The sequence below is a fragment of the Pseudomonas kielensis genome, assembly GCF_030505375.1.
Taxonomy (GTDB): Bacteria; Pseudomonadota; Gammaproteobacteria; order Pseudomonadales; family Pseudomonadaceae; genus Aquipseudomonas; species Aquipseudomonas kielensis.
The window spans coordinates 5,576,362-5,594,540 of sequence record NZ_CP130043.1 but is presented as its reverse complement, the minus strand read 5'-3'; the positions used below and the strand labels follow the sequence as shown (position 1 = coordinate 5,594,540).

Here is an 18,179-nt window from a genome sequence, read left to right as displayed (position 1 = left end):
GTGGTTGGTACCGACTGCTTAAGCGGTTGAGTTCACCGGGAATGCTGGGCTCACTATGGCCAACGAATTTCTTGAATTTGTTAGGCTTTTACATACACCCATGCCGTCAACCCGGAGACAAGCCCCACTGCAACACGCTTGTAGTCGGAAACCTCGTAGGCATCCGCTGCACGTAGCTCTTGTGGGGTGATCTGGAAGACCATGCCTGAAACAGTTTCCTCAGGGTTTGCACTAGGGATGACAATCGGATGGTGTGTTTTCCCGCTAGTGGCAAGCACCTCTGGATCAGTAATTTCAACGTAGGACTCTTTGTAGCCGGCCATGTGATCAGGCTGCCCAACTAGCTCTCGGCCAAAGTTGGCTACCTGAACGGCCTTGTCCTGCAAGGTGCCATAAGAAAAAAGCAAAACTTTAAAATCCTGATGCAACGTCATATTCCTTCCTTTAAGTTATCCATCACAAAGGCAAAACTTTAGCTTGGTTAGGAAGCTAAATCCGGCGTCCAGCGGTGCGGCAGAAGCAGGCTTATATCAGTCGCACGATGTGTTGGCAAACGAGTCAGAACGTCCTTCAAATACGCATACGGATCATGCCCATTCATGCGAGCTGACTGGATCAAACTCATGATCGCCGCCGCCCGCTTGCCGCTGCGCAGCGACCCGGCAAACAACCAGTTTGAACGACCAAGTGCACAAGGTCGGATCTGGTTTTCCACCTGATTGTTGTCGGTGGGCACAGCCCTATCGTCCAGGTAGCGCGTCAGCGCTACCCAGCGTTTCAGGCTGTAATCTAGGGCTTTGGCCGTGGCCGATCCGTTGGGCACCAAGTCGCGCTGGGCCAACATCCAGTCATGCAGCGTATTGATTAGGTGAGTTCGCCGGACGCTTACAGACGAGGTTGCCTGCTGTCCGTCGTTACTGGCAGAAATCGGCCAAAAGCTGCCGTTTGAGAACTCAAATCAATCCCGAGACTGTTTACGTGTGGTTATCATGGCTTTCCTAGGACTTGAAATACTGACGTGCCCCCGCTAAACCTATAGGTCGTACGTAAGAGGGGGTGCAAAATGTCCGATCGATTCATCGTGGTAAACGCAAGACCAATGGAACACGGGCAAGTCCGCGCTAGCGCACTTTCGATGAATCGCGTAGCTCGCGGATATCTCATCCTTGATAGGCATCAAGGCGAAAGACTTCCAGAGTGCTACGTGAGTCGTAGCGAAGCCCAAGAAGAATGCGATAGAAGAAATGAGACTTAGCGCCGAAGCTGCACGCAGCCACGCTCAATGAAGGAGCCGAGCGCCTTGGTCATTTGTGCTCCATGGCATGGCCATTTGTTTCCAACCTTCGATCGCGGTGCTGTCTTCTGGCCGAACTCTTCCTGTCGCCACCGTCTGCTTTGGGTCGATTCTGTTGAAAAAGTCGGCCATGGTTTCCACGGTAGAGAAGTATGCGCTTGAGATTGAAATCTTCACGTTGAGCAGAGGATTCGCGGCTCAGATTTCGCATAGCGACGCGCAAAAAGGCATGTTGAGCAGTCAGTACGTGGGCAGTCTGGAAGTACCGACTTTTTCAACAGAATCGGCCGTTTTCTGCCTCTCGCGAAGGGCTTCATTCGACCCAAAAGCCCGAAAAACACAAGTCCCAACGAAACCTGTGGCAATTCATCCAACAGGCCTGCCTTGCCACGCCAAGGCAGGTAGTCGGCCGGTGCGTTGGACTAGCGCCTAAGTATGTGGCCGATGGTTGTTGTGGCTGTAGGGCCAAGAGGATGTCGCTGTATCTGCCAGTGCACCGTGTGATGGGGAAGCCAGTTCCTCCAGATGGTTGATGACGTCGTCCGGTTTGAGCACCAGTACGTCGCTGTCCAGAGTGTCCAGAATCATCTCGGCGGTGTTGCCGATCAATGCGCCGGACAATCCGGTGCGCGCCACGTTGCCGATCACTGTGAGCACTGCTTCGAGCTTGTGCGCGATGTGCGGGATCAGCATATCGGCAGGACCTTCTTCGATATGCAGGCGGTCGTCGCTGACGTCGAATTCGGCCTGGAGTGTCTTGCACAGTTCGCGATACAGCCCCTGAATGCTTTCTTTGAGTTGGAATATGGAGTCGGCCGCCGACAGCATGGGATAGGGATGTGCGCTCAACATGTGCAGCGTGCCACCTGCCAGTGTGGCGATGTCATAGCCGTGGCTGACGATGCCGGAATGCAGGACGCGATGTTCCATATCATTGCTGCCGGCATCTATCGCCGCAAGGATGGTGCCACCTACCCAGGGCTTTGGTGATTTCACGATAAGCACCGGGCTGGGGCAGTATCGCAGTAACTTCCAGTCCTCTGGGGTGAGCAGGGCCTTCATCAGCGGGGTGTCGGGCAGGTGCTGCTTGATCACCAGGCCGCAGCCCTCCGCTTGCTGGGCGGTGATGATGGTCTTATGTGAACTCCCATGCCAGGCCTGCTGGGTGCTGACGCTATACCCCTCTTCTGCCAGGATGCCTTGCATGTCGTTCAAGTAGGAGCTGTGCTGCTGTCCCTTGTCGCAGGCCAGCAGGTGTAGGTGCGATTGGGTAGCGCTGGCAATCATTTTGGCTCTGTTCAACGTCAGGTCGTTGGACTGCTTCGAATCCACCACCACCAAGGTGTTGCGAATGGTGTGCATGAGCGTCTTCCTGTGCGTGAGTACAGTTTTTTTTGGGGCGGTGGCTCGGGCGTTCTAGGCCTATGCCTCCTCGGAGATGTACGCGTTCGGTCACCTCTTATCCGCCTGTCAACCGGAAGCTCACTTACCGACATCATGCACGCGACAGCTAAAATCGAATTCCTGCCTGCCCAGTTCGATTGTTGACGCTCGGTTCGAGCTGGCAGTCATTGCCGGCCCGGCTGCTGCTCGCTCATGCAACTGTGTAAGATAAGCACTGGCGCTGTTCTACCATTGCATCTATATTGTTTTGTAACGCGACCGATACACTTAGTACCGACTAAACTGCGTTCTTCCTGATGGTTGCGCTACTGGAAAGAAGCGCGTGAACGTGACCGCGTTCAATTCCAAGCCTGCACCTATTCCTCTGCGCATTTATTACGCGCAGAGGAATACCTCCTGCCTTGGTGGAATAAATCGAGTTGATCCATTGTGGGCGATTCTGCCCTCTCAACTCGGTTTGTAAGTATGACGGCTATTTTGCTTAAAGCTTAGTTAGTTGTTCGGTTGAGTTAGTAGATTTTCACCTAAGAGCCCTCTGTACCAACCCTATTCGATCTGACGACAATCTGCTGTTCTCGCTGGCTGGACGGCTGATGCCGGTCCGGTATAAGCACAACTTGAGCTTGTCTGATCGACAGTTTTTGGCCGTTTCCTGCCCGACGCGGAGGGCAGGAAACGGCTAGAAGCCGCTGTAAGGATTGATCTGGGTTGGTGAAGGTGTTGCCGACACGGGTGAAAATAAAAATGTGGGGCAGTCAGGTCCTGCCCTCCGTAACCGGATGCGACAGCTTGTTGATTTTTCTCAAAGTTAGAGGCTCAAGATATCGTCTAGTATCTCAAGCTAACCAGAGAGTGGTGGCTGTAATGCTAGAAGTGAACCCGTGTACGCTGCCATGTCCAAATTGCGGCGCTGATCTTCAGCCTGCCGTGCATCGGTTCGTCTCCTTTAAAGATTTATTTAGATGGAAGTGTTTCGAGTGCGGCCTGGATGTCACGGGTGATGAGATGCTTCAACTTTTTGACTCCCTTGAGTATCAGCTCAGGCAATTCAGACCAGGGGAATAGACACATCATGTATTGCTGCTACCTATTTCAATCCCCCCTCAAGAGAACTCATCGAGCTGTCGCGATCATTTTCAGTGACAACAATTTCAGGTTGCGACACATAGCTGCCAATAGCGAGAGGCAGCTACTGGCTGTGGATTCAACCGGTCGACGCAACAGATTGTCCATCACTAGGGTTCCCTGATGCCGCCGAACAATCGTAGCTGGATCAAACTCGATCTTGAACGATCCTTGAGCACTCACATCGCGTCATTTGGGTGTCATGAGCACGGCCAGTGTCAGCTTGATGAACTCTTCGTTACGGTCGATCGTGTCCAGGGCGCCGCGGACGTTTTCGGCGACGTCTGCCGATCCGCGGGCCTCCACCCAGTTCGATAACTCCATGATGGCCGCCTCGAGGGCGAGTTGGTTCTCGTTGATCTTGAACAGCAGGGAAGGGAGTAGGTCTGAATTTGGCATCGCGAATCCTCCGTGGAGTTTGCAGCGTAGCATCAGCAAATCCTGCATCAAGGGGGTTTAGGTTGGTCTGCAGGACGTCGAAGAGGATGATAAAGTCATCCAAAGATGCCGCGCTCAGCAACCCAGCAGCGTCTAAATAGTACAGCAGCTAGTACATCGAGTTTTACTGTTCATCGATTTTTCCAACAAAATATAGTGTTTTAGGCCTCAATTAGATTCCGGCTCGGGGCACCAATAGTATGGTTTCAGATGTTCCCGTAAACAGCTGAGGCCTAGAGAAACCGGCTCTATAGCCGGTTTTTTGTGTCTGAATATCCCCGTATTTTCCTGCACAGCCCCACGATTTAGGTATGCGTTCAGCACTCCAACGAGACCCTGGCGCAGCACCTGGGATTTGTTTCGGGGGATTCTTTTGGTCATTGGTTTCGGCGCATCACCGGCAGCAATCCAGGCAAGGTGCGTAGCGCTTTGCAGGTAGCGAGCGCCTAAGTGCTGCCTCTGGCCCCATGAAGCTGCGCCCCTGAAGGGCGCGCTCACTTCGCAGTCGCGTGCTCGACTCCCTTGAACGCTCAACGTTCAAAAAACGAGGAGCGTATGGTTCATCCGGCGATGTACAGCCCCCCGTTCACGTGCAGTACTTCGCCGGTCATGAAGCTTGAGCCATTGCTGCACAGAAAGGCGATCACCGAGGCGATTTCGCTCGGGTGACCCAGGCGTTTGAGCGGCGTCTGCTCCAGCGAATCGTTGCCGCGAGTCGGGATCAGGTGCTGGGTCATCGGGGTTTCGATGATCCCGGGAGACACCGCGTTTACCCGGGTCTGCGGCCCCAACTCCCGAGCCAGGGCGCGGGTCAGGCTCAGTAGTCCGCCCTTGGAGGTGCCGTAGTGGGCGTTGGAAAACGCGCCGCGGTGTGCGGCCACTGAGGTCAGGTTGACGATTGCGCTGTTGCTGCGCAATGCCGGGATCGCCCGGCGACACAGGTAAAATACGCCGTCGAGGTTGATGCCCAGGGTCTGGCGCCATTGTTCATCGGTCATTTCGCGAATCGGCTGTGACTGGTACAGGCCGGCCGACGGCACCAGGAAGTCAATGCCACTGAAGCGCTCGACGGCCAGCTGCACGGCCGTGCTCGAGTCATCGGGGTCGGCCGCGTTCATTCGCAAGGTGGCGATGCGCTCGCCGCTGGGATCAAGTTGCTGTGCGAATGCCACCAGCCCGTCGCCGTCCAGGTCGGTGAGAACCAGCGAGGCGCCGTACTGATAGAACAGTTTCGCCACTTCACGGCCAATACCACCGTTGGCGCCAGTCAGCAGGAGGACGCGGTTGTTGAAGTCGTACAAAAAAGGCGTTTTCACCAGTCAATGATCAGGCCGTTTGGGCAGATCGAATTTTTCAACAGAATAGGTAGAAAGCAGCCCTTCTCGAAGGGCTGCTTTGAGTCGACTGCTGTCCTTACTGGGTCGGCCTGAGCAACTCATTGCCGCGATGACAGCCGCTGATGCAACACACCCTGTTGACTGAACAATGTCAATTGATCGTCATCCACAGCCAGCAGCGCAGAAAGGTTCAAGCGGTCTTCACGAATCGCGGTACTGAAATGCTTCAGGTCAGCATCTGCGACGCTGACCAGCCCACCATTGCCAACCACCACCACGCGGCCATCGGCCAACTGGGTCACGGCGGTGATCGCCTCCTGGCTGCCGCTGTCCAGCTCGCGCCAGGAATCGCCGCGGTCTTCGCTGAGCAGCACGCGCCCGCTCATGCCAGCCAGTAGTACGCGGCCGTCGCGCAATGTGATGCCGCTCCATAACGAGCCACTGACGCCGGTATCCAACGCCTCCCATGTCACACCGTTGTCGCGCGAGCGGTAGGCGTTGCCGCCCTCCGCGGCGATGAACAGGCTGCCATCCGGTGCGCAGAAGATGTGATTGAGGTGATAGTCATCATCGTTCGCTCCCAGGCTCAGGCGTTGCCAGCTCTGGCCACCGTCCTGGGTTTCGCTGGCGTAGCCATAGGCACCGGTGACTATGCCGTGGCGGGTGTTCTCGAACCAGACGGAAAGCAGTACGGGGTTGCCTTCCAGGCGCTGCTGCAGAGTCCAGCTCTCGCCAGCATCGCGGGTGTGCAACAGCACGCCGCCATGACCGACCGCCCAACCATTTTGCGCGTCGGCGAAACTAACCGCAGTCAACAGCGTATCGACAGGAACCGCCCTGGCTTGCCGCCAGTCCTGCCCCCCCTCGGAGAGCGCCACGACGCCATAATCGCCCACCGCGACTAGGCGCTCACCGGCCTGGCTCACCGCCACCAGCGGGGCGTGTTGTGCTTGGGTCTGGCGCATGGCGGGAGTCCGTTCAGCGGCATGGCTGTAGAGGACCATGTTGGCGCCTGCCAGCAAGGCGCAAACCAGCAGCAAACGCACGGGAGTGAAGTCTCTCTTGGGCATTTCGTGTCCTCCAATCAGTGCGCAACCAGAGGCGCGCAAACTGGCCCCCGACGCGGAATCAGCACATCCAGCATCACTGCGATGGCCGGTAACAGGGTGATCGCCATCAGCATGTTGACCATGAACATGAAGGTCAGCAGTAGCCCCATGTCAGCCTGGAACTTCAGCGCCGAGAACGACCAGGTAGCCACACCGATGGACAGGGTGATGGCCGTGAAGATGGTCGCCACGCCGACCTCGCGCAGCGCCAGCTTGAAGGCGCTGGCGATGTCCAGCCCCTCGGCCAGGTGCAACTGCAGACGGTTATAGATGTAGAAGGCGTAATCCACGCCGATGCCGACCGCGAGCACCATCACCGGCAAAGTGGCGACAGTCAGGCCAATATCCAGCGCCTTCATGAAGCAGTAACCGAGAAAGGTGGCCAAGGTCAGCGGCAGGCAGCAGGCGACCATCGCTCGCCAGTCGCGGTAAACCAGAAAGACCAGCAGCACGATGGTCAGGTAGACGTAGAGCATCATCGGCAGCTCGGAGCTTTCGACGATCTCGTTGGTGGCCGCCTGCACCCCGGCATTGCCACTGGCGAGGCGCACGTTCACCCCCACCATTGGGTGCTCGGCGCGGTATTGCTGCACGGCCTCCACCACGGTTTTCAGGGTGCTGGCCTTGTGGTCGGCCAGATACAGGTTGATCGGCAGCAAGTTGCAGTCGGCGTTGTACAGCCGCAGTCCCTCGGGTACCTGGCGCACCGCCTCACCGAGTGACAGCTCATCCGCCGGTAGTGCCACCCATTTCGGATTGCCCTCGTTGACTCCGGAGGCCGTGAGCTTGGTCAGTACAGGCAACGACTGCGCCGAGAGCACACCCGGCACATTGGCCAGGTACCAGGTCAGGCGGTCGATGTAGGCCATCACCTCGTGCTGATAGCAGCTGTTCTGCGGCGTTTCCACCGCGACGGTGAAGAGATCCAGGCCGAGACCGAAATGGCTGACGACGCTTTCCACGTCTTTGTTGTAGCGCGAGTCGATATGCAGCTCCGGCGCGCCCGGCAGGACATGGCCAACATGCCGACCCTGACTCTGCCACACGGCGGCGACCAGCAGCACCAGACACAGCACCGCTCCGATTGCCGCATTACGCGTCTCGGCTATGCGCCCGAGCTTGAGCATGGCGCCGTCACGCCCGCGGCGAAGTCGATCGACGCGTGTCACATAGGCCTGATCGAAGCGGAAATAGCTGGCCAGCACCGGCAGCATGATCAGGTTGGTGACTATCTTGTAGGCCACCCCAACCGAGGCGGTGATCGCCAGCTCGCGAATCATTGGGATTGGCACCAGCACCAGCGTAGCGAAGCCGACGAACGCGGTGATCAGCGCCAGCGTGCCGGGAATCAGCAATCCGGAGAAGCTGCGGCGCGCGGCGGTCATGCCATCGGCGCCGGCGCAGACTTCCTTGGAAATGAAGTTGACCTGCTGCACGCCATGGGACACGCCGATGGCGAACACCAGGAAAGGCACCAGGATCGCCAGCGGGTCGAGGCCGAAGCCGAGCAGCGTGATGGTGCCGAACTGCCAGACCACTGACACCAGCGAACAGCACAGCGGCAGGAAGGTCAACGCCCAGGAGCGGGTGTACCAATAGACTGCCAGTACGGTGAGCAGGAACGCCAGGGCGAAGAAACCCATCACCGACGTGGCGCCAGCGCCGATGTCGCCCATCTGCTTGGCGAAACCGATGATCTGCACCTCGTATTGGTCGTCGCCGTACTTGGCCCGCACTTCGTCCTCCAGGCGCTGGCTGAACTCAAGGTAGTTCAGGCGTTGGCCGGTCTGTGGGTCAGGATCGGCCAGCTCGGCCAACACCATGGCCCCGGAGTAGTCGTTGGCCACCAGGCTACCGACGAAGCCGCCGATCAGGGTGCGCTCACGAATGCCGGCTATGGCCTGGTCGTTCAGGGTGGCAACGGTGACGTCGCCCCCCACCACATCCTCGGCCTTCATGCCCTCTTCGGTAATCTGTACCGCGCGGGTGTTCGGGGTCCACAGCGAGGTCACCGTGCGGCGGTCGATGCCGGGCATGAAGAACAGGGTCTGGGTCAGGTCGTTGAGCTTGGTCAGTGCCTCCTTGTTCCAGATATCGCCGTGCTTGGCGTGCAGCACCACGATGATGCGATTGGCGCCGAACAGCACGTCGCGGTACTGGTTGAAGGTCTTGATGAACTCGTGTTGCTGCGGCAGCTGCTTGTCGAAGCCGGCAGACATGCGCAGTTGCGCGGCGAAGCCAGCCATCACCAGGGTAACCAGGGCCAGCACGCCGAGGGTGGCAAGACGATGACGGAAGAAGAAGCGCTCGAGGCCGAGCACCAGGGAAGTCAGCATGGTTACGCCTTCCTGAAATTACCAAGCGAACGGAGCAGGGCGGGACTGGCCCGCCTTGCGCCGGCGGTCAGAACGAGTAGGAAATGTTGCCGCTGATGAAATCGCGGTCAGTCATCAGGTTGTTGTCGCCGCCGCCCCAGTACTGCACCCACTGCAGGCCACCCTTCCAACGGTCGCGGTAGTTGAACAGCAAGGCGCTGGTCAGCGACTTGCGGCCCTCGACGAACGGCGATGCGTTCGGCGTGGTGCCATTGACGTCGTGGTAGAAGTCCAGCTGCGGCGTGAGGGTGATACCGCTACCGAACGCATTCGGGTAGTTGATGCCCATCTCGGCGACGTATCCCCAGGAGGTTTTGTCCGGCAGCGAATAGTCCGGGAGGAGGTACGGCGTCTCGCCCGAGGTATCCAGATCCGGATAATGGGTGACGACCGCCTCGGTCAGCAGGAAGCCATCGGAGGCGCCCAGGCTCCTGGGAATGAAGCCCAGCGGGTCGCTGGCCGAGAAGCTGTAGACGGCATTCACATGTGCCTGCCATTTCTTCTCTTCGACATAGCCCTTGCTGACGCCGTTGTCGTACACGCTGAATTCATTGAACCGGCCGGTGAAGGCCGCGCCAAAGGGCACTAGGGGGTCGATGCTGACGCTGTCGTTGGGCCGGTAGGACAGCTCCGCGCCGACCGCCACCGGTCCGACCATGGTGTTCATCGACAGGCCGAACAGATTCTTGTCTTCGCCATAGTTGATGAAGTAGTTGTCGACCAGCAGGGTATCGGGGGAGCGGGTGGCCGTGTAGCCGACGAAGGGCAACTTGTCATGGTAACGCTGGTAAAACACGCCGAACTCGGTCTCGATCTCTTCCGCCGTCCAACGCAGGGCGATGCCGTACTGACCACTGTTTTTCGCTTCACGCTTGCCGGCGTAGGGAATCGCCAGTCCCGTGGCGAACATCTGCTCGTCGCTCAGGCCGCTGATGTTTGGCGCGCCACAGCGTCCAGTGGGCGTCAGGTCGGCGCAGGTCAGGCCAAGCAAGGGGCTGAAGATATTGTTGACGAAGCTGGTCGAGAGGTAGATCGGCAGATTGCCTTCACCCACCACATCGCTCCCCGAGTAGTAGGTGCCCACCGGGTCGATGCCATAGGCGTTCCACTTGAACTGGTAGTAGGCCTCAACGCTGAGGGTCTCGCTCAGCCCGAGGTTGAACGAAGCCATAGGTGCCGGGATGAACACCTCCTTCAATTGGGTGCCGGGGGTGTGGTAGTTCGCAAGGTTGATGGCGTTGATCTGGTTGATGCCACCGGTCACGAAGATTTCCTCGCCCCAGCTGATCACCTGGTTGCCGACCTTGACCTTGGCTGGCATCTCACCCAGGTCGAAACTCTTCGCCACCCAGAGGTCGAGCAGCTCCAGGCGCTCGGTGGCTTCCCGCTTGGCGTCGTCATCCAGTTCGGTATTTCGGGTGTCATCCATCTTGAAGTCTTTCGCCCAGGCGACCCGGCCGAGTGCGCTCCAACCCTCACCGAGTTTCAGGCTCAACTCATGGTTGCCCTTGATCACGTGCGAGAAGACATCGTGCTTGTTGTAGTTGAGGTTGCCATCGTCAGCATTGCTGTAGCTGATATCGGCGTTGGCGTAGCCATTCCCTTTGCTCAGATTGTAGAAGCGCCCGGTCTGAGTCTGGGTGCCGTTGTTACAGCCACCGCTGTCGCCGCCGAGGATATGGCAGTCCTGCGGCTCCAGGCGCTGAGCGAAGCCATAGGACAGACTCGAATCCAGGCTGCCGGATATCCCCGCGTCCGAGCCGAAGCGAAACGCATGGCTCGGCGCGCTCCAGACCAGGCTGCAGGCCGCCATCATCAGCAGGGTCAGGTTGTTTTTGACACGCGGGAAGCCCGGCGCGGCAAGGGCCGCGCCTTTATTTTTGTTATGCATGAGCTTTTCCTCAGGTCGGACTTAACGTTCGCCGCGGCGACGCAGTTCGTCGGAGTTGAACATCTTGTCGTTGACCCGTCCTTCGAGGCCTGCGGTCAGGTCGAGCACCTTGCCTTCCTGGGTAAAGCCGTCGGCGATGTAGCGACGGGCAATCAGGTCATAGCTGACGTACTCGATGGAGGTGCATGCCTGGATCTGTGGATTGGCCCAGACGCTGCCTTCCTGGGCACGCCAAAGGTTGCCCTTGGCGTCGAACATATCGACATGCAGCAATGCCCAGCTGTCCTCGTCGAAGTAGAACACCCGCTTGGCCAGGGAGTGACGCTTGTCAGCTTTCACCGTTGCCTCCACCACCCAGACCCGGTGCTGCTCGTAACGCTGCACGTCACGATTGAGGTAGTCCTGACCGATCAACTGCTCATAGCGGTTCGACTTATCGACCAATTTGTAAGAGTTGTACGCAACAATCATTTCCTTTTTGCCGACCAGCTTGTAGTCGTAGCGATCGAGCGCACCGGTGTACATATTGATCTGGTCAACGTAGTAGAGGCTGTCGGAGCCAGCAATCGGGTTGTCGTAGGCAAAGGAGGGGGCACGCCGCACGCGGCGTTGGCCAGGGAAGTAGATCCAGGCATCCTGCGGCTTATCCAATTGTGCATGCACCAGGTACATCTCGCCCGCCCGGGACGAGGGTGAAAGCAGGTCATACATCAGCTTGGCTTCGATATTGCCGGTATCTGCCGGGGCTTTTACGGCCGGGTCGTTATAGGGGTAGAACTCGTAGGATTTTTGCTCGACCTGTGTCAGCGTCCCCCCTTTGTCCCGCATCAGAAACGCGGCATCGAATTGCCGACCCTTGGCGATGTAGCGCAATTTGTAGTTCCACATCGCCTCGACACCGCTGGCCGGTAGCGGAAACGGAATCGCTTCGCCGGCCGCGGCTTCCAACTGCCAACCGTCAGCGCCAACCTTGCTCTGTGCGGCGAATTGTTTGGTGCGCTGCGCCACGGCGTCCGGGAAGGTGCAACTGCGATGGGTCGGATAAACGTCCACGCGGTAGCCGGGATAGGCCTTGATCAGTTCAATCTGTCCGGCGGGCAACTTTGCCTGATGTTGAGCGAGATTCTGTGCATTGACGCTGAAAAGCACCTTGTCAGCCCCATAGGGGTCACCATGGCCGGGCTCCCAGCCAGCCGGGGCACGGGCCAGGCCTCCCTCCCAGGCCGGGATGCTGCCATCCACGGTGCCAGCCCGCTCCGCGCCGAAGGGGGTGAGTTTTTTGCCGAGTTGTTCCAGTTCAGCTGAAGTGGCCGCCTGTGCCGTGCTCAGGCCCCAGCATGCAAGCAGGGCGCTAAACAGCAAAGTCCGTTTGAACATGCTATTCACGAGGTGTCTCCTATTATTGTTAGAGGTCGGAGCGCAGGGCTGGGCGGCGTTCGCACAGCTTTCCAGCGGCGCCAGTGAATCAGATAAACAGGGTTCGATTGGCTATCAGATAGTCGCGCAAGGCCATGGGAGGTCGACCGGTCAACTGCGCAAAGCTGTCGGTGACAGGAATGTCGAGGTAATCGCGGGTTTCATGCCGGAAGTAGGTCATGAGCAAATCGAAGGCCTCTCCGGTGGCGGTGCGCAGGGGCTGGTCATCGTCCACCATCGTGACCGGCTCACCGATCACTTCGCCCAGTAGCTCGGCGAGCTGGGTAAAGTCGATGCGCTCAGTGCCGGTAAGCAGATACTCGTGACCCACATGGAGAGCGGCATCGCTTGCGAGGATCCTGGCGGCGGCTGCGGCAACGTCGCACTCAGACAACCACAGGCGTGATGCATGGGTGGCCTGCGGCATGGCCAGGCGCCGGTGTTGTTTAATCTCGGCAGCCAGGAACCAGGGCACATTGAACATCAGCCAACTGGCAACATTGAGGTAGGTCATGGGTAAGCCACTGGCATTAAACAGTGGTTTGGCGACAACCGAGAGGTTGGCCCCACATCGGGTGGCCAGGATGTCCGGCTCCAATTGATCAGCCGTCAGCCCTGGCGGGAGGGAGATCAAGCGCAGTACCTGGGCAACACAGCCGGCTTCCTGAATGGCGTTAATCAGGTTGGGGGTGACAATATTTTCGTCGGTGTAAAAATCCGGCGAGACAATAAACACCTTGTCTACGTCGGTAAAGGCGGCGGGCAGACTACCGGGGTCGTACCAGTCGGCCTTAAGTACTTGAGCCTGTGGATGCAGGGCACGCAGTAAATCGCAGCCGGCGTCGCGGCTGCTGGTCAGACGTAAGTTTATAGATGGGTATTTTACCGCCAGCGCTTGAGCGGTCAGTCCACCAATATTTCCCGTGGCACCCAGAATGAGCACTCTGCTTGTTTTGTTCACAGTCAATAAGTCCTGATGATTGATTAAATATTCAGCCTTGCCGGTAACGATGGAATGACCACTGACGCCCGCGCAAGTTGTAGTGGTGCATCAAGTCTCAATGCGCATTGCAACGCGTTGGTTCGATTATTTGTGTGGTTGTGGCGCAGGCGTTAGCCAAAAATCGCAGTGTTTACGATGTTTGAATTATTGCCGGGCGCACTTAACCGATGTTTCGGCGACACGTGTTGCGCGCGTGCAGAATTAGCGCCGGCCAGTGAGTGCTCCAGCGCTCATCTTCATTGATAAATAGCTATGTATTCGAAAGGGGCATTACTGGGCGAAAGGTTAGTGCGCTGGAATAGCGGGCTGGTTAGTCAGGAACAACATCACGTTAACTGGCATAACGTCGGCGCGTCTCGGATGGCAGATCGCCGAACAGGCGCTTGTAATCTGCGCTGAAATGCGACGGATGCCAAAAACCCCAGCGCGCAGCAATATCCAGCACGGAACTCTGTGGGCCGCCAGACTTGATGTCCTGCCGCACATAGTTGAGTCGCAATGCGCGTAAGTAAGCCACTGCGGTCATGCCCAGGACGTCCTGGAATGCATATTCCAGCGTGCGTGAGCCAACTCCCAGGTAGTGACAAAGCCTGGCAATGGTGAAGCTCTCACCCTGGGGATCGTGAAACAGATATTCACGCGCTCGCGCAACCAGGGCATAGCGATGTTTGGGCATGGCGAATGCGCACAGTTTGTCGCCGTTGCCGAGCAGCTTGAGCACCTGTGTGTAAATCGATTCGGTCAGCGAGTCCTGTGCATGCTGGTACTGCAAGGCGCCAGGATTGTTCAGCAAAACGGTCAGCACGGTTTGCAGGAATGTTTGCAGCTGAGCCGCCTGATCTGGCATGACTTTTAGAAAGGCCGTTTTATCAAGGCTGCGAGCGACATCGGCATCTTTGATTTGATCGACATAGGCAGTGAAGACGTCAGTATCGAAGCTCAGGGTCAGCAAGTCGCTTGAATGTGCTGTGTAGTAGGTAAAGGTTTCATCCTCGGTAAAGCAGACGATTTCCCGGTGATTGACTTCGGTGCCACTGAACAGGGCAGGTTGGGACAACGACAGCGGCAGGGCAATGGAGCGCGAATTAGCTTTGGTGGCGAACTTAACGCACATGCGCTGGGAGGTGATTTCGCGAAACAGTTGCATGCCGGCAAAGCTCACCAGGCTGCAGCGCCCGGCAAAGAAGCCGTTGCTCAACTGCTGGACCTCACTGGACCAGCCAGGCAGGGTCGCGCCATAGTCATCAACGTCATGCAGTTCTGCAACGCTGACGACGACGGGATCAGTCGCGATCAATGGAGTAGGGGAGTAAAGGCCGCCGCTGGTATTCACTGGCAATCTCCTTGGACAACATATGATTCCTGGCGGTTACTCCGCCGAGCACTAGGCGCCTTTATCCCATGCGGCGCGTATCACCACTACTCCTGTAATCGCCCATCGTGCTGAAAGTGCACTGACGATCGGTCTCGCGCAGCCTAAGCGATTGGCAGTGCCAGCGTTAGCCAATAAACGCAATTTACTCAATGCGGATATTGGGTAACACCTGGCTGGGTGTTGATCTGACACTACGGCCATCAGGTTATTCCCGTTGGCCGATCTGGCCAATGACCTGCGCTGGCGCTGCTTGAGCCAGCCCATAGGCTGCAGTGGCGGTGGGTAATCAAAGTACTCCCCGAAAAAACAAAAAGGACAGCGGCAATGTCTAGCAGAGATATGATGATTTACACGGCTGTTTCGTCCCTGGTGTGGGTCGGGTTTTATTACGGATACCGCTTTCTCAAGTTGAAAAACGATATGTTGGGCTACGAGTGGTTCTTTCTGGCCGTGTCTGCAACCAACGTGATTTTAGATAAGGCCGGTGTCTTTGAGTTTTCCGCCTATGTCTGGCATTACCTGGATACGTTTTCAAAATTATTTGGTGTTACCGTTATTGGTGCCATCGGATTAATGAAAGTGACGCATAACTTTGAATTGTCCAAAGGTAAGGAAATTCTGGTTTTTGTCGTCGCGCTTGTTCTCAGTTATGGCTTTGAAACGCTGGACTTCATGCGGGCGGCATTACCGGTCGCCTCGATGTTGGCAGCCGTACTCTTTTTAATCTTCTGCGGTTGTATCGTACAGCAGGCATTTAAATACAAGCTGATCTTGCACGGCTGGTTGATGGTCGTACTTATCGTCCTGAATCTGTTTGTCGCCGCTATCCAGGACTTCATGGTTCTGCCCAATGAAGACACCGCGGTGTTTTTCAATAAGTGGGTGATTGAAACCCTTGCCTGGTCGTTGATTTTTACAGAGATTTTCTATGTGTATCGCGCCCTGGCGCGCAAGAAGGGAATGGCATAGACCCACCGTCATACACAGTGAGAAAACCCCGATCGAAGCCAACTTCAATAGCTTATGGGTAGGTAATGTCGATATGTTCAAACGTTTAGCGTGCTATTTCATGCTGGGCACTTCGCTGCAACTGCCCTTGGCACTGGCTGATATCCCGGTGGAGCAGGCCAGGGTCGAAACGCTGGCAGCCCATGACGGTCAGCATTGGTTCTGGGTATGGGGCAATCGAGCGCCGACGCAGCTCGATGGTCGAGCCTTTTTGTTCGATGACAGCGGCAAGATGCTGGGCCAGCTTGATACCGGCTTCTGGTTCAACAGCCTGCTGCCTGCACAGTCACGTAATGAGTTGTTTTCCGTCGAAACCTATTTCAGCCGCGGCACCCGTGGCACCCGCAGCGATATGGTGACGGTCTATGACCCACAGACCCTCGCGCCCAAACGGGAAATCCCGATTCCGTCCAAGCGCATCAACGCCCTGGGCAATACGGGTTTGAGTGTGTTGTCGGACGACGAGCGTTTTCTCCTGGTGCTCAATTTTACCCCGGCGCAGTCCATCAGTATCGTCGATCTGGATGCCGATCGTTTTGTCAGCGAGGTGGAGACACCCGGCTGCGCCTCGATCTATCCGGCCGGCAAGCGTGACTTCTATGCCATCTGCGGCGACGGCGGATTTCTTCACCTGCGCCTGGGAGAACAAGGTCAGGTACTGATCCAGCAGCGCAGCAAACCGTTATTCGATCCGCTCAAGGACCTGCTGTCGACTGCGGCTTCGCGGATAGGTGACACCTGGTATTTCGTTTCTCGCGAAAGTCAGGTGTATGCCATTCAGATGGGCCCGGATCAGTTGCGCGTGTCCCGGCAGTGGTCGTTGCTTAGCGGGGATGAGCGAAAGGACGACTGGCGCATGAGCGGCATTCAGCACACCGCCGTACATGCAGCGAGCGGCCGATTGTTCGTGTTGATGCACCAAGGCGGGCCAGACACCTTCCAGGAGCCGGGCACCGAAGTCTGGGTCTTCGATGCGAACCAGGGCAAAAAAATCCAGACCATCAAACTGGCTGAGCAGAGCATCTCTATCGGCGTCAGTCCCGGCGTCCAGCCACGTCTTTACAGCGTGGACTGGGTGCTGCAGATGCCCTGGCTGGCCAGTGCCTGGATTTATTTAACCGAGGGCCAGGATGGTGTGCTGCGTCGTCTGCAGCAGGACATCAATCTTTACGATGTCGAGAGCGGCGCGCACCTGCGCACCATTACCGGGCTGCCTTATGGATACCTGAACATGGTGCTGCCATGGTGATCGACCTGCTTGGCGAACCGGTCTGGTTGACCGCCATCAGTGTCGGCATGGCCCTGCTGCTGGGGGCTGCGGGCTGGCACAAATTACGCGACAGGCATGGGTTCACGGCGGTGTTGCAGAGCTATGACGTGCTGGCGCAAGGGCTGGTTCGTCCTGTCGCCTTGCTGTTGCCTTGGCTTGAGATAGTCACCGCCGGCGGGTTGTTGGCTTTCCGGCAGCCCTTCGTTGTGTGGCCCGCGGCGGCGTTGTTGCTGACCTATGCGCTTGCAATGGCGCTGAGCCTGTTGCAGGGCCGGCGCATTGCCGACTGCGGATGCCAGGCAGGCGCCCGCCGCCAGGTAGTCAGTTGGCCATTGGTATGGCGCAACCTGATTCTCATGCTCCTCACCCTGAATCTGCTGCTGCCGCCAAGCGGCCGCACCCTGGTTTTCTACGATTGGCTGGTGATTGGCTGCGTGGTGCTTAGCGGCAGTGCCTTCTACGTTCTGGCCAATACCCTGATTGCCAACCAAAACTCTGCCCGAGAACTCTCCCTATGATCGAAGCACTGGTTGTTGCCATTAGCCTTTCCTGGTTGGCCATCATCGGTTTGTTGGTGGCGGTGCTGGCCCTGACCCGGCAAATTGGTCTGCTGCACGAACGCATCCGCCCGGTAGGGGCGCTGTCGCTGGGCAAGGTGATCAAGGTCGGGGATGAGGCGCCAGTCTTCAATCTGCCGAGCCTGACCGGCGGTGCATTGAGCCTGGCTGGCGTCGATGCTGGCGGACTCTCCACACTGCTGTTCTTCCTTTCGCCGACGTGCCCGGTGTGCAAGACCTTGCTGCCGGTGCTCAAGTCGGCCCAGGTAAAGGAGCGAGCCTGGCTACGCGTGATCCTGGCCAGTGATGGTGACGAAGCCGAACAGTTGTCCTTCATTCGGCGTGAAGGGCTGAATGAGTTTCCGTATTTGCTCTCTCCCGAGGTTGGCATGGCTTACCAGATCGCCAAGCTGCCCTATGGGGTGTTGATTGATGCCCAGGGCAAGGTGACCGCACACGGCCTGATCAATACCCGCGAACATCTGGACAGCCTGTTCGAGGCGAAAAGCCTCGGCTACGCCACGGTTCAACAATTTCATGCGGCACATGGCTGAGTTGCCAGGCACACGCATCGAGG

General features: G+C 57.5%; 15 protein-coding genes. 4 read left to right on the top strand and 11 right to left on the bottom strand.

Annotation, left to right across the window (positions count from 1 at the left end; all coding sequences use genetic code 11):
* Positions 1–80: 80 nt before the first annotated feature.
* The 11 genes from Q1W70_RS25860 to Q1W70_RS25810 all read right to left on the bottom strand — a co-directional run bounded on the left by Q1W70_RS25860 (position 81) and on the right by Q1W70_RS25810 (position 14,725).
* On the bottom strand, positions 81–434 hold the full coding sequence (locus Q1W70_RS25860) for a gamma-glutamylcyclotransferase family protein (protein WP_198849503.1): 354 nt from the start codon (positions 432–434) through the stop codon (positions 81–83).
* A 47-nt stretch (positions 435–481) separates the two neighbouring features.
* Complete coding sequence (locus tag Q1W70_RS25855; RefSeq protein WP_302098912.1) at positions 482–928, bottom strand: IS66 family transposase; 447 nt, start codon at positions 926–928, stop codon at positions 482–484.
* Between the two features lie 795 nt (positions 929–1,723).
* Positions 1,724–2,656: a universal stress protein gene (locus Q1W70_RS25850; RefSeq protein ID WP_302098309.1), complete on the bottom strand. Its 933-nt coding sequence runs from the start codon at positions 2,654–2,656 to the stop codon at positions 1,724–1,726.
* Between the two features lie 1,356 nt (positions 2,657–4,012).
* Complete coding sequence (locus Q1W70_RS25845; RefSeq protein WP_302098308.1) at positions 4,013–4,222, bottom strand: hypothetical protein; 210 nt, start codon at positions 4,220–4,222, stop codon at positions 4,013–4,015.
* 599 nt (positions 4,223–4,821) lie between these two features.
* Positions 4,822–5,577, bottom strand: a complete 756-nt coding sequence (locus Q1W70_RS25840; protein ID WP_265537605.1) for an SDR family NAD(P)-dependent oxidoreductase — start codon at positions 5,575–5,577, stop codon at positions 4,822–4,824.
* Positions 5,578–5,696: 119 nt separating this feature from the next.
* Complete coding sequence (locus Q1W70_RS25835) at positions 5,697–6,668, bottom strand: WD40/YVTN/BNR-like repeat-containing protein (protein WP_166589355.1); 972 nt, start codon at positions 6,666–6,668, stop codon at positions 5,697–5,699.
* A gap of 14 nt (positions 6,669–6,682) precedes the next feature.
* Positions 6,683–9,043, bottom strand: a complete 2,361-nt coding sequence (locus tag Q1W70_RS25830; RefSeq protein ID WP_302098307.1) for an efflux RND transporter permease subunit — start codon at positions 9,041–9,043, stop codon at positions 6,683–6,685.
* A gap of 67 nt (positions 9,044–9,110) precedes the next feature.
* Positions 9,111–10,973, bottom strand: coding sequence for a DUF1302 domain-containing protein (locus Q1W70_RS25825; protein WP_166589353.1), 1,863 nt, complete (start codon positions 10,971–10,973; stop codon positions 9,111–9,113).
* A gap of 21 nt (positions 10,974–10,994) precedes the next feature.
* Positions 10,995–12,350, bottom strand: coding sequence for a DUF1329 domain-containing protein (locus Q1W70_RS25820; RefSeq protein ID WP_159996671.1), 1,356 nt, complete (start codon positions 12,348–12,350; stop codon positions 10,995–10,997).
* Positions 12,351–12,438: 88 nt separating this feature from the next.
* A complete protein-coding gene (locus tag Q1W70_RS25815) occupies positions 12,439–13,350 on the bottom strand; it encodes an NmrA family NAD(P)-binding protein (protein ID WP_302098306.1) in 912 nt (303 codons plus the stop codon).
* A gap of 373 nt (positions 13,351–13,723) precedes the next feature.
* Positions 13,724–14,725, bottom strand: a complete 1,002-nt coding sequence (locus tag Q1W70_RS25810) for a helix-turn-helix domain-containing protein (RefSeq protein WP_166589350.1) — start codon at positions 14,723–14,725, stop codon at positions 13,724–13,726.
* Between the two features lie 366 nt (positions 14,726–15,091).
* Between Q1W70_RS25810 and Q1W70_RS25805 the strand changes: the two genes are divergently transcribed.
* From Q1W70_RS25805 to mauD, 4 genes are read left to right on the top strand one after another with little or no spacing between them, the layout of a single operon-like run.
* Positions 15,092–15,736, top strand: a complete 645-nt coding sequence (locus Q1W70_RS25805) for a hypothetical protein (protein WP_166589349.1) — start codon at positions 15,092–15,094, stop codon at positions 15,734–15,736.
* Positions 15,696–17,024, top strand: coding sequence for an amine dehydrogenase large subunit (locus Q1W70_RS25800; RefSeq protein ID WP_232534605.1), 1,329 nt, complete (start codon positions 15,696–15,698; stop codon positions 17,022–17,024). Before Q1W70_RS25805 ends, Q1W70_RS25800 begins: the two co-directional genes overlap by 41 nt.
* The gene (locus tag Q1W70_RS25795; protein ID WP_166589348.1) at positions 17,018–17,563 is read left to right on the top strand and encodes a MauE/DoxX family redox-associated membrane protein; all 546 of its coding nucleotides are present in this window, start codon (positions 17,018–17,020) and stop codon (positions 17,561–17,563) included. Before Q1W70_RS25800 ends, Q1W70_RS25795 begins: the two co-directional genes overlap by 7 nt.
* Positions 17,560–18,156: a methylamine dehydrogenase accessory protein MauD gene (mauD, locus tag Q1W70_RS25790; RefSeq protein ID WP_166589347.1), complete on the top strand. Its 597-nt coding sequence runs from the start codon at positions 17,560–17,562 to the stop codon at positions 18,154–18,156. The genes Q1W70_RS25795 and mauD overlap by 4 nt, the downstream gene beginning before the upstream one ends.
* Positions 18,157–18,179 lie beyond the last annotated feature (23 nt).

Excerpts from the sequence above, each read along its gene's own strand:
- Q1W70_RS25860 (WP_198849503.1), bottom strand. The coding sequence starts at position 434 with ATGACGTTGCATCAGGATTTTAAAGTTTTGCTTTTTTCTTATGGCACC.
- mauD (WP_166589347.1), top strand. The coding sequence starts at position 17,560 with ATGATCGAAGCACTGGTTGTTGCCATTAGCCTTTCCTGGTTGGCCATC.
- Q1W70_RS25845 (WP_302098308.1), bottom strand. The coding sequence starts at position 4,222 with ATGCCAAATTCAGACCTACTCCCTTCCCTGCTGTTCAAGATCAACGAG.
- Q1W70_RS25800 (WP_232534605.1), top strand. The coding sequence starts at position 15,696 with ATGTGTATCGCGCCCTGGCGCGCAAGAAGGGAATGGCATAGACCCACC.
- Q1W70_RS25820 (WP_159996671.1), bottom strand. The coding sequence starts at position 12,350 with ATGTTCAAACGGACTTTGCTGTTTAGCGCCCTGCTTGCATGCTGGGGC.
- Q1W70_RS25835 (WP_166589355.1), bottom strand. The coding sequence starts at position 6,668 with ATGCCCAAGAGAGACTTCACTCCCGTGCGTTTGCTGCTGGTTTGCGCC.
- Q1W70_RS25850 (WP_302098309.1), bottom strand. The coding sequence starts at position 2,656 with ATGCACACCATTCGCAACACCTTGGTGGTGGTGGATTCGAAGCAGTCC.
- Q1W70_RS25805 (WP_166589349.1), top strand. The coding sequence starts at position 15,092 with ATGTCTAGCAGAGATATGATGATTTACACGGCTGTTTCGTCCCTGGTG.
- Q1W70_RS25795 (WP_166589348.1), top strand. The coding sequence starts at position 17,018 with ATGGTGATCGACCTGCTTGGCGAACCGGTCTGGTTGACCGCCATCAGT.
- Q1W70_RS25825 (WP_166589353.1), bottom strand. The coding sequence starts at position 10,973 with ATGCATAACAAAAATAAAGGCGCGGCCCTTGCCGCGCCGGGCTTCCCG.
- Q1W70_RS25830 (WP_302098307.1), bottom strand. The coding sequence starts at position 9,043 with ATGCTGACTTCCCTGGTGCTCGGCCTCGAGCGCTTCTTCTTCCGTCAT.